The sequence below is a fragment of the Sphingomonas sp. OTU376 genome (assembly GCF_038440415.1).
GTDB lineage: Bacteria > Pseudomonadota > Alphaproteobacteria > Sphingomonadales > Sphingomonadaceae > Sphingomonas > Sphingomonas kyeonggiensis_A.
This window is the reverse complement of record NZ_JASATQ010000103.1, coordinates 1-11,310: the sequence shown is the minus strand read 5'-3', so window position 1 is coordinate 11,310 and position 11,310 is coordinate 1. Positions and strand designations below refer to the sequence as shown.

At 66.9% G+C, this 11,310-nt stretch carries 8 protein-coding genes; 5 read left to right on the top strand and 3 right to left on the bottom strand.

All coding sequences use genetic code 11. The annotated features are described in order from the left end of the window. Positions 1-33: 33 nt before the first annotated feature. A complete protein-coding gene (locus AAHM44_RS23740) occupies positions 34-879 on the bottom strand; it encodes a hypothetical protein (protein WP_342251533.1) in 846 nt (281 codons plus the stop codon). 72 nt (positions 880-951) lie between these two features. Then, positions 952-2,739 carry a vWA domain-containing protein gene (locus AAHM44_RS23735; protein ID WP_269573031.1) on the bottom strand — a complete coding sequence of 596 codons (1,788 nt, stop codon included), beginning with the start codon at positions 2,737-2,739 and terminating at the stop codon, positions 952-954. Positions 2,740-2,949: 210 nt separating this feature from the next. Between AAHM44_RS23735 and AAHM44_RS23730 the strand changes: the two genes are divergently transcribed. Continuing rightward, positions 2,950-4,155 carry an HD-GYP domain-containing protein gene (locus AAHM44_RS23730; RefSeq protein ID WP_342251532.1) on the top strand — a complete coding sequence of 402 codons (1,206 nt, stop codon included), beginning with the start codon at positions 2,950-2,952 and terminating at the stop codon, positions 4,153-4,155. On the opposite strand, the gene purD is transcribed toward AAHM44_RS23730, so the two are convergent. Further along, the gene (purD, locus tag AAHM44_RS23725) at positions 4,152-5,414 is read right to left on the bottom strand and encodes a phosphoribosylamine--glycine ligase (protein WP_342251531.1); all 1,263 of its coding nucleotides are present in this window, start codon (positions 5,412-5,414) and stop codon (positions 4,152-4,154) included. The two genes, AAHM44_RS23730 and purD, sit on opposite strands and share 4 nt — an antisense overlap. Between purD and xseA the strand changes: the two genes are divergently transcribed. The 4 genes from xseA (at position 5,413) to AAHM44_RS23705 (ending at position 11,243) form a co-directional block, all read left to right on the top strand. Further along, positions 5,413-6,789: an exodeoxyribonuclease VII large subunit gene (gene xseA / locus AAHM44_RS23720; protein ID WP_342251530.1), complete on the top strand. Its 1,377-nt coding sequence runs from the start codon at positions 5,413-5,415 to the stop codon at positions 6,787-6,789. The genes purD and xseA overlap by 2 nt on opposite strands. A 30-nt stretch (positions 6,790-6,819) precedes the next feature. Next, complete coding sequence (locus AAHM44_RS23715; protein ID WP_269573027.1) at positions 6,820-7,020, top strand: DUF2093 domain-containing protein; 201 nt, start codon at positions 6,820-6,822, stop codon at positions 7,018-7,020. Between the two features lie 13 nt (positions 7,021-7,033). Next, positions 7,034-7,936, top strand: coding sequence for a M23 family metallopeptidase (locus tag AAHM44_RS23710; protein WP_269573026.1), 903 nt, complete (start codon positions 7,034-7,036; stop codon positions 7,934-7,936). 256 nt (positions 7,937-8,192) lie between these two features. Beyond that, positions 8,193-11,243, top strand: a complete 3,051-nt coding sequence (locus AAHM44_RS23705) for a TonB-dependent receptor domain-containing protein (protein WP_269573025.1) — start codon at positions 8,193-8,195, stop codon at positions 11,241-11,243. Positions 11,244-11,310 lie beyond the last annotated feature (67 nt).

Sequence of the window (11,310 nt, the reverse complement as noted above, 5' to 3'; positions counted from 1 at the left end):
CCCCCCCCCCCCGGGAACCGAGGAACGGCAGTGTCAGAGCTTTCCGAACACGCCCTCGAAGCCGGCAATGTCTTCCTTCGCCAGGAAGCTTGCCTGCTCGATCCAGCGGTCGCGGTGGATGCGGCCCTGGAAGTCGCCGAGCTTGGCGTCGAGCGCATCGGCTTCCTCGGGAGTGAGCGCCGCGAGCTGGGCGAAGCTGGTGATGCCGACGCTGTTGAGCTTCTCGCCCAGCCGCGGGCCGACGCCCTTCATGCGAGTGAGGTCGTCCGCAGCCGGCGTGGCGGGGGCGGCTGCCGGTTCGGGTGCCGCCGTGACCGGTTCGGGCGCGGCCGCGACAGGCTCGGGCTCCGGTGCGGGCGCCGGCTCGGCATGCGCGGGTTCGGCGATGTCCGAAGCGAGCGATGCGGGCGACGCCTCGAGTGGCGCGGCGGCGGCGATGGGTTCGTCGGCGAGCCGCTCCGCGACAGCTGCTTCCTCGACAACGGGCGGAAGCGGCGCCGGGACGATCTCGGCGGCCGGCTCGGGTGCGGTCACGGGCTCGGGCTCCGCAACCGGGGCGGGCGCCGGGGCTACAGGTTCGGGCTCCACAACCGGAGCGGGAATCTCGGCAACGGGCTCGGGTGCCGGCGGGGCGATGGGAGCCTCGGCGAGAGGCGGTGGCGGCGGAGCGACCGGCGGGGTGATCGGCCGGGCGGTCGCTTCCTCGCGATATTCCTCGTTGAACTCCTCGATCTCCTCGCGCGCCTTGTTGCGGCGAGAGGCGAGGCGGGCCCCGAAGATCAGAATGAACAGCGCGAAGACCACTCCCGCCGCGATTGCCGCGAACGGGAGGGTCAGCCAGACCGGGGCTCCGTCAAAGAGCGGTTGCGTGCTGTCCATCTGCGCTTTCCCCGTCATGCAAGTTTGCGATTCCGGGCACCTGCATAACGTGGTGCGGCGCAGCGCGACAAGCTAGTCGCTCGACCCCGGCTTGGAGTGTCCCGAATCGGCAAGCTTCACCAGCCGGGTGAACTCGGCCCGCCAGTAGTTGCTGGAGGCCGGCGCGAGGGCGCCGATCTGGGTGTAGCTGTAGCCGTTGAGATATTTGTCGCCGCGCAGATGCTGGCCGAACGCGGCGACCGAGGTGACGAAGGCCATGTCGCCGCTGGGCGCACGGGCGCCCTGCATCAGGCTGGCCGGCACCGGGCGCTCGATCAGCTTCGAGGTCTCGCTGCCGGGCGCCTTGTAGCGGAGTTTGACGAAGGCCATCTCGCTGCCGCTCGAGGCTGCGGTGGCCGGGCGATTGGCATCGTAGCGCCGATCCGGCGTCCACCCCTGGGCATTGGCGGGGACGACTTCGTAGAGCGCGGTCACCTGATGCCCCGCGCCGATATCGCCGGCATCGACGGTATCGTTGTTGAAGTCCTCCTCGGCCAGCGCGCGGTTCTCATAGCCGATCAGGCGATACTGCTTCACCTGGGCGGGGTTGAACTCGACCTGGACCTTCACATCCTTGGCGATGGTGAAGAGCGTGGCGGAGAGCTCGTCGTCGAGCACCTTGCTCGCCTCCATCGCGCTGTCGATATAGGCATAGTTGCCGTTGCCGACATCGGCGATGCGCTCCATCATCGCTTCGTTGTAATTGCCCTGGCCAAAGCCGAGCGTGGTGAGGGTGATGCCGTCGTCGCGGTTCTTCTTCACCAGCGCCTCGAGCGCCTTCTTGTCGTTGATGCCGACGTTGAAGTCGCCATCCGTGGCCAGGAAGATGCGGTTGATCCCGCCTTTCATGTAGTTGGCCCGCGCCACCGAATAGGCGAGCTGGATGCCCTCGCCGCCCGCAGTGGAGCCGCCGGCCGAGAGGCAATCGAGCGCGGCCTTCACATATTCCTTCCTGTAGGTCGGCTCGAGCACCACGCCCGCGGCGCCTGCATAGACGACGATCGAGACGCGGTCCTTCGCGGTCAGCCCGTCGGCGAGCTGGGTGAGCGCCTTCTTGACCAGCGGAAGCTTGTCGGTGTCCTCCATCGATCCCGAGACATCGACGAGGAAGACGAGATTGGCCGGCGGGCGCCCCTTCGCGTCCACGTCATATCCGCGCAGGCCGATGCGCAGCAGCCTCGTCTCGGCGTTCCACGGCGTGGTCGAGACGTCGGTGGTCACGCTGAACGGCACGTCCTGCGAGGTCGGGCGCGGATAATCGTAGCGGAAATAGTTGATCATCTCCTCGGTGCGCACCGCGTCGGCGGGCACGTCCTGCCCCTGGGTCAGGAAGCGGCGGACATTGGAATAGGCACCGGTGTCGACATCGACCGAGAAGGTGGAGACGGGCTGCTCGGCAACCGCCTGGATCGAGGCGACGGCCTTGCCGTCATAGCGCTCGGTATTGCCTGGCGCGCCATAGGGCTGGGGACCGGCGATCCTGCCGCCGGTTACCACGGGTGCTCCCGCGACATACCCGTTTGCGACGCGCTTCTGGGCGGTGACGCTCAGCGCTTCGGCCATTGGCGCGGACGGCGGCGGCGGCGGAGCCGGCATCGGTTCGGGCGTGGGCATCACCGTCGGCAAGGGCGGCGGAGCATAGGTCGGCACCGGCCGGCGACGGACGGTGTCGCGTGTCCGGTCATTGTCGTCGCGCACGCAGCGGACCGGCGAATGGCGGTCCTGGCTGGCGGCGACCGGCCCGGCCTTGGGCAAGGGCGGCGGCGCGGCGGAGGTGGTGAGCAGGGCGGAACAACCGATCAACAGTGCGGAACGCGACATGGCAACTCTCCCCTTCAGAGTGCGGCGCGCGAGTCGCTGCGCGCCCAGGGATGGAATGTCGCGTTTTCGAGATGAGCGCCAGATGAACGAGATGTTATCATGTATCATTTCAATTTGTGTAATTTGCGCGGATTTGCCGCATTGAATCGGGCGTCGCGGTCTGTCCGGCGGGCAAACCTCCTAAGATAGGAGGGAGAATGTGAGACAGAATTGCTTCAACGGATATCGCCCAGCCAGGTTAAGTTAGGAATGTTCATCCACGGGTTCGAAGGCTCGTGGCTGAAGCATCCCTTCTGGCGCTCGCGATTCCTGCTGGAGCGGCCGGCCGACCTGGTGCTGCTCCGGACATGCGACGTGACTGCGGTGGTGATCGATCTCAGCCGCGGTGTCGGCCCCGATCCGTCCGCGCCGCCACCGCCACCGGCGCCCATGTTCCTTCCCGAGCCGCTGGCCGAGGCCGTGAAGGCCGATCGCGACTATGCCCGGCGGACGATCGCCCGGGCGCATGGCGTGGCGCGTGGGATCTATGAGAGCGCCGGCCAGGGCCTGCCGATCGATGCGCGCGAGGCGACCGCGGTGGTGGCCGAGATCGCCGATTGCGTTGCGCGCAATCCCGGCATGTTCGTCGACATGGCGCGGCTCAAGTCCAAGGACGAATATACCTATCTCCACTCGGTCTCGGTCTGCGGGCTGATGGTCAATCTGGCGCGCCAGATCGGGCTCGACGAAGAGTCGATGCGCGCGATGGGGCTGGCCGGGCTGCTCCACGATGTCGGCAAGACCAGCGTGCCGGCCACGGTGCTCAACAAGCCCGGCCGGCTCGACGATGCCGAGTTCGCGCTGATCAAGCGGCACCCCGAGGCCGGCCATGCGATGCTGCGCGGTGCCGAGGGGATCAACCAGGAGGCGCTGGACGTCTGCCTGATGCATCATGAGAAGATGGACGGCAGCGGCTATCCGTTCGGCCTCAAGGGCGCGGAGATCAGCCTGGCCGCGCGGATGGGCGCGATCTGCGACGTGTTCGACGCGCTGACCTCCGACCGTGCCTACAAGGATCGCTGGACCCCGCTGCGTGCCGTCACCGAGATGTTCGGCTGGACCGGCCATTTCGATCCGGAACTGCTGTTCCAGTTCTGCCGCAGCATCGGCGTGGCGCCGACCGGGCTGCTGGTGCGGATGGCATCCGGCCGGCTCGGCGTGGTGCTGCCCGATGGCGGGCAGGGCCTGCGCAGCATGGTCCGCCTATTCTACTCGGCCGAGCACCGCCGGATGATCCCGCTCGAGGATATCTTCCGCGGGATGAAGGAAGTCGTGGTCGGGCTGGAAAACCCGGCGGACTGGGGCTTTTCCGATTGGGATGCCGCGGTCCGCCTGCTTTCCGAAGGCCATAACGCGCTGCCGGATTCGCAGCGTTAGCCCTCGCGCGCGATCTCCCGCCAGCCGATGTCGCGCCGGCAGAAACCCGTCGGGAAGTCGATCGCATCGACCGCTGCATAGGCCGCCGTCTGCGCGTCCTTCACCGTGTCGCCCAGCGCGGTCACGTTGAGCACGCGGCCACCGCTTGCAACCAGCATGTCGCCGTCCATCCGGGTGCCGGCATGGAAGACCTTGGCGCCGGTGGCCTCCGCCTTGTCGATGCCGGTGATCGCGCCGCCGGTCTCGGGCGTGCCGGGATAGCCGTTGGCGGCCATCACCACGGTGAGCGCGGTCTTCGCGGCGAAGGTCGGGGCCGGCTGGCTGGCGAGCTCGCCCTTGGCTACCGCGAGCATCAGCGCGAGCAGGTCGCCGGTGAAGCGCAGCATCAGCACCTGGCATTCGGGATCGCCGAAGCGGGCGTTGTACTCGATCAGCTTCGGGCCGGTCGCGGTCAGCATCAGCCCGGCATAGAGCACGCCCGAATAGGGTGCCCCCATCCGTGCCAGTGCCTCGATCGTGGGGCGGACGATCTCGTCGATCGCCTGGGTCTCCAGCGCCGGGGTGAGCACCGGGGCGGGGCTGTAGGCGCCCATGCCGCCGGTGTTCGGGCCGGTATCGCCATCCCCGACGCGCTTGTGGTCCTGCGCCGATCCGAACGGGACGAGCGTCTCGCCATCGGTCAGCACGAACAGGCTGGCTTCCTCGCCTTCCAGGAATTCCTCGATCACCACGCTGGCCCCGGCATCGGCAAAGATCGCGCGGACCGCGCCTTCGGCTTCCTCATGGGTGAAGGCGACGGTGACGCCCTTGCCCGCGGCCAGGCCGTCGGCCTTGATGACGACCGGCAGGCCGAAATCCTCGAGCGAAGCGAGCGCGCCGTCGCGGCTCTCGCAGCGGACATAGCCGGCGGTCGGGATCTTCTCGCGAGCGCACAGATCCTTGGTGAAGCCCTTCGATCCTTCGAGCTGGGCGGGCAGCTTGTTCGGCCCGAACACGGCGATGCCCATGGTGCGCAGATTGTCGCCGAGACCCCCGACCAGCGGTGCCTCGGGCCCGATCACGACGAAGCCGATCGAATGGCGAAGGCAGAAATCGATCACGCCGCGATGGTCGTTCACCGCGATGTCCACGATTTCGGCATGCTCGGCTATTCCCGGATTGCCCGGGGCGGCGTAGAGCCGTTCGAGCAGCGGCGATTGTGCGAGCTTCCATGCAAGAGCATGTTCGCGGCCGCCCGAGCCGAGCAACAGGACATTCATGAGCGACCCCTTCTTCGATACACCAGCGCGGCTCGTAGCCGAGCAGGTGGCGGGCGACAACGCACCGGCGCTATCGGTCAGCGAATTATCTCTGGCCCTCAAGCGAATGGTCGAAGGCGAGTTCGGCCATGTCCGCCTGCGCGGCGAGATTTCGGGCTGGAAGCGGGCCGCTTCGGGCCATGCCTATCTGGCGCTCAAGGATGCCGATGCGGTGATCGACGGGGTGATCTGGCGCGGTGCCGCCAGCGCGATCCCGTTTGCGCCGCAGGACGGGCTGGAGGTGATCGTCACCGGCAAGCTGACCATCTATCCGGGGCGCAGCAAATACCAGATCGTCATCGAGCGGATGGAGCTGGCCGGCGAAGGCGCGCTGATGGCGCTGTTCGAGAAGTTGAAGGCCAAGCTCGCGGGCGAAGGGCTGTTCGACCGCGCCCGCAAGCAGCCATTGCCGTACATGCCCAGGGTGATCGGCGTGGTCACTTCGCCGACCGGCGCGGTGATCCGCGACATCCTGCATCGGCTCGCCGACCGCTTCCCGAGCCATGTGCTGGTCTGGCCGGTGAAGGTGCAGGGAGAGGGCGCGGCGCAGGAAGTCGCCAATGCGATCCGCGGCTTCGATGCGCTGGGCGAGGGCAGTGCGGTGCCGCGGCCCGACCTGCTGATCGTCGCGCGCGGCGGCGGCTCGATCGAGGATCTCTGGGCGTTCAACGAGGAGGTCGTGGTGCGCGCGGTCGCCGACTGCCGAATCCCGGTGATCTCCGCCGTCGGCCACGAGACCGATACCAGCCTGTGTGACTATGCCGCAGACCTGCGCGCGCCGACGCCGACCGCGGCGGCCGAGATCGCGGTGCCGGTGCTGGCGGACGTGCGCCACACCATCGCGACGCTCGCGCACCGCACCGAGCGCTGCGTGCGCCGCTATCATGAGCGCGCCGGCGAGCGGCTGGCGGCCTTGGTCCGCGTGCTGCCGCGCCGCGACGCGCTGCTCGGGCCGCAGCGCCAGAAGATGGACGATCTCGGCGGCCGGCTCGATCGCGCGCTGGAGCGCCGCGTCACCGTGGCGCGCGGGGTGCTCGATCGCTCCGCGGGCGCGCTGCGCCCGGCGATGCTCGACCAGAAACTCTCCGCGGCGCGGCAGCGGCTGGAAGGGATCGGCCGGCATCTCGACCTGGTTCATCCCAATCGCCCGCTCGAGAAGGGCTATGCCTGGGTCGAGGCGCGCGGCACCAGGAAGGTGATCGGCACCGCCGACGCCGCGCGCGGCGCCGGTGCCGTGACGCTCCACTTCATCGACGGGGCCGTCGATGCGCGGGTTGAGCGCCCGGGCGCCAAATCCTATGATGCGCCCAAGCCCGAACAGCCCAGCCTGTTGTAAGAGAAGAGCCATTTCGAGGATGCCGCGCCCATGCTGATGTCGAACCCCGTCGCCCGCGCGGCTCGCCTCCACTTCATGGCCAATGGCTTTCGCGTGCTGACCCCGGGCGATCACGTCGTCTGCGCGGTCAGCGGCGAGAAGGTGCCGCTGCAGATGCTGCGCTACTGGAGCGTCGCCCGGCAGGAACCCTATGCCTCCGCCGCGCTGGCGATGCAGGCGATGCAGGGTTGAGGGGGCACCGCTGATGGGACTCGCAGCACGACTGCCCGCCGCCGTTCTGGGCTTCGTGCTGCTCGGCAGTGCCCAGCTTCCCGCCCTGCCGGGCTCCCCGGTCGCGGAGGCGATCGCCGCGCCGATTCCCGCCGCCCCCAATGTCGCCGGGCCCTTCGCCTTCCAGGGCCAGCTGATCCAGGGCGGCGCCGTGATCGGCACCGCGCCCAAGGGCGCCAGCATGCTCACGCTCGACGGGGAACCGGTGCCGGTAACGCCGGATCGCAAGTTCCTGATCGCCTTTGATCGCGACCATGGCCCGAGCGCAACGCTGATCGCGACCATGGGCGACGGCAGCCAGCAGCGCCAGGTGCTGGCGATCGCGCCGCGTGCCTGGGATATTTCACGTTTGGATACACTTCCGAAATATCCGGTGCCGCGTCCGGAGTTCGAGCGGGTGCGCCCGGCCGAGCTCGCGCAGATCAATGCGGCGCGGAAAATGCAGACCGATGCGACCGGCTGGCGGCAGATGCCCTTCTTCTGGCCGGCGGTTGGGCGCATCTCCACGCTGTTCGGTTCGCAACGCATTTATCGCGGTGAGCCGGGGTCCTATCATTCCGGGATCGACATCGCCCGGCCGACCGGCACGGCGGTGCTTGCGCCGGCCGATGGCGTGGTCATCCTTGCTGCTGCCAAGCCCTTCACATTGGAGGGGAATTTGCTGATGATCGATCATGGCGCGGGGCTCAACAGCGCCTTCATGCACCTGTCGCGAATCGACGTGAAGCTGGGCGAGCATGTCCGCCGGGGCCAGCCGATCGGCGCCGTGGGGATGACGGGGCGCGCGACGGGGCCGCATTTACACTGGAGTCTCAAGTGGCGTGACGCGCGGATCGATCCGCTGCTTGTCGCGGGGTCGATGCCTGTTATCGATTGAGGCGCGAATGTGTCGCGCTGCAACATAAAGCAACATAAAACGAGGTTGTTGCGCAATATTCTGCCCGTTGTTGTGGCATTTTGGCTACAGGTTTGTTGAAAGCGCGCGCAGCATGGCCTTCCCAGTTTACAGGGAGGGGGTCCACATTCACGATCCGTTCAAGCTTCGCCATCCCGACACGTGAGTTGCACACGAATGGATGGTGAAGCGGGGAGACAATCCGGCTGTAAAACAGCCGGACAACAGAGGGATCATCATGAAGAACTCGCAGATCACCCTGCGCGGTAGCACGGCGCTGTTTGCGCTCGTACTCGCGGGCGCGACGGCGGCTACGCCGGCTTTCGCCCAGACCACGCCGACGCCGACCCCGTCGACGACCGTCCCGACCACTCAGGACAGCAGCAGCCAGGACGAAGGCACGATCGTCGTCACCGGCTCGATGTTCCAGAGCGCCGCCGGTGCGGCGACCCCGTCGCCGGTCACCGTCGTGACCGCCGAGAATCTCGACAAGCGCGGCATCTCGACGGTGCAGGACGCCATCCAGTCGCTCGCTTCGAACAACGGCCCGGCGCTGACCAACAGCTTCTCGGCCAACGGCGCGTTCGCTGCCGGCGCTTCGGCAGTGTCGCTGCGCGGCCTTTCGACCAACTCGACGCTCGTGCTGTTCGACGGCCTGCGCGCGGCCTACTACCCGCTCGCCGACGACGGTTCGCGTAACTTCGTCGACCTGAACACCATTCCCGACGACATCATCGAGCGCATCGAAGTGCTGCGCGACGGCGCTTCGTCGACCTACGGCGCAGACGCGATCGCGGGCGTGGTCAACATCATCACCAAGAAGGAAGTGAAGGGCTTCAGCGCACGCGCCGAAGCAGGCATTTCCGATCGCGGCGACGCTCCGAGCTATCGCCTGACGGCTTCGGCCGGCACCGGCGACCTCGATGAGGACGGCTACAACGCCTATATCTCGGGCTTCTGGTACAAGTCCGAAGCGCTGATGAACAAGGATCGTCCGTATCCGTACAACTCGGACGACCAGCAGGGCATCTGCTTCGAAGGTCACTGCGGCGGCACCTCGGTCCGCAACGCGATCAACCCGGCCACCGGCCAGGTCGCGCTCAGCACCGGCGCCAACTTCATGGTTCGCCCGTACGACATCACCAACACCACCACGCCTGCTGGCAGCCGTTACCAGAACCTGAGCGGTTGCGGCATCGGCACGCTGGTCAACCTGACCGCGGCGCAGCAGACCGCGACGTCGCCGTCTTCGGTCTGCCAGTATGACGCGACCAACCTGTGGGGCACCATCACGCCGAACATCGAGCGCTTCGGCGTTTCGGGCCGCGTGACCGCTCGCCTGGGTGACACGATCGAGGCATATGCCGAGGTCAACTTCATGCAGAGCAGCGTGGACTACACCGGCTTCCCGGCGACCATCTACGGCACTGCGCCGACCGGCATCAACTTCCCGACCTTCGCGACCAACTCGAACACCGTTCCGCCGCGCGCGGCCGGCTCGGGCATCCTGGCGCTTCCGGTCTATGTCTGCGCCCGCGCCAATGGCGCTTCGGCGACGATGGTCAACGGCGTCCCGACGGTTCCGGGCTGCACCGCGGCCAATGGCACGCTGAACCCGAACAACCCGTTCGCGGCAGCCGGCCAGGTCGCTCGCCTGATCGGTATGGACACCAGCGAAGTCACCTATAACGCGACCCGCAACCGTGCATATCGCGGCGCCCTCGGCGTCACCGGCAACCTCACCGACAACATCACCTTCAACGTCGGTGCGACTGCGATGCACACCGACCTGCGTCGCACGCAGGACGGCTATGTCTACATCCAGCACCTGCTCGATGTGATCGCGGACGGCACCTACAACTTCCGCAACCCGTCGGCGACGCCGCAGTCGGTCCGTGACTATCTGACCCCGGTCAACGTCACGAACGCCAGCTCGGATCAGTTCCAGTTCCAGGCGAGCGTCAGCGCTGCCGTGGTCGACCTTCCGGGTGGCCCGCTGCAGATCGGTGTCGGCGGCTCGATCCGTTACGAAGCCGTGGATGCCCCCAGCGGCAACTCGGACATCAACGGCCCGACCCAGCGCTACTTCACGCTGAACGCCTTCGGCACCAGCGGTAATCGTACCATCAGCTCGGCCTTCGCCGAACTCGATGCGCCGATCACCGAGTGGATCGGCCTGAACGCTTCGGGTCGCTATGACCGTTACTCGAGCGGCCAGGACGCCTTCTCGCCGAAGGTCGGCCTGAAGGTCACCCCGATCAAGCAGATCGTGGTGCGCGGCACCTACTCGCGCGGCTTCCGTATCCCGTCGTTCGGCGAAGCTAACGCTCTCCCGACCACCGGCTACGTCACGCCGTCGTCGAGCGCGTTCACCAACGCCTATCTGTCGCAGTACGGCGCGGCCTGCACCGTGGCCAACTTCGCAGCGGGCTGCCCGGCCTATGTGAAGCAGAGCTATGGTCTGACCACGCTCGCCAGCCCGAACCTGAAGCCCGAAAAGTCGCGCAGCTGGACTGCCGGCGCGATCTTCGAGCCGGTGCGCGGCATCTCGTTCACCGTCGACTACTACAACATCGAGAAGACCGGTGCGATCACCTCGCCGGATACCGGTTCGGCGCTGCAGGCATATTATGCCGGCACGGCGATCGATCCGACGATCACGATCATTCCGGACGCGCCGGACATCAACAACCCGACCGCGAAGCCGCGTGTTGCGTTCATCCAGTCGACGCTGATCAACGCCGACACGATCAAGGCGGAAGGCCTGGACTTCACCGCCAGCGCCGACTTCAAGGTCACGGATGGCTTCCGCGTCTCGACCTCGGTCGAAGCCAGCTACATCCTGAAGCTGTCGACGATCGTGAATGGTGTTGAGCAGCGCTATGACGGCACGCTCGGCAACTTCAACCTGACCTCGGGCAACGGCACGCAGAAGTGGCATGGCAGCTGGCTGACCACGCTCGACTTCGGCAGCCTGCAGGTGAACGGCACCGTCAACTATTTCGGCGGGTACAACCTGTCCGCGATGGACCAGGGCGATGCCTATAAGGATTGCGGATCGAGCCTCGGCATCACGCCGTGCGACGTCAGCGATTACATCACCTTCGACATGAGCGCTCGCGTGAAGATCAACGACAAGTTCACGATCTACGGTGTCGTGAACAACGTCTTCGATCGCCTGCCTCCGATCGATCCGGTCACCTACGGTGCCAACAACTACAACGCAGTCCAGGGCGGCAACGGCATCCTGGGCCGCTATCTGAAGATGGGCGTGAAGGTGAACTACTAAGTCTCACCGGACTGCCAGACAAAATGGGGGGGGGGGGGGCGGGGGGGGCGCGCCGAGAGTTTTGGTG

Coding starts and splice junctions, on each gene's coding strand:
- AAHM44_RS23740 (WP_342251533.1), bottom strand. CDS start 879: ATGGACAGCACGCAACCGCTCTTTGACGGAGCCCCGGTCTGGCTGACC.
- AAHM44_RS23735 (WP_269573031.1), bottom strand. CDS start 2,739: ATGTCGCGTTCCGCACTGTTGATCGGTTGTTCCGCCCTGCTCACCACC.
- xseA (WP_342251530.1), top strand. CDS start 5,413: ATGAGCGACCCCTTCTTCGATACACCAGCGCGGCTCGTAGCCGAGCAG.
- purD (WP_342251531.1), bottom strand. CDS start 5,414: ATGAATGTCCTGTTGCTCGGCTCGGGCGGCCGCGAACATGCTCTTGCA.
- AAHM44_RS23715 (WP_269573027.1), top strand. CDS start 6,820: ATGCTGATGTCGAACCCCGTCGCCCGCGCGGCTCGCCTCCACTTCATG.
- AAHM44_RS23710 (WP_269573026.1), top strand. CDS start 7,034: ATGGGACTCGCAGCACGACTGCCCGCCGCCGTTCTGGGCTTCGTGCTG.
- AAHM44_RS23705 (WP_269573025.1), top strand. CDS start 8,193: ATGAAGAACTCGCAGATCACCCTGCGCGGTAGCACGGCGCTGTTTGCG.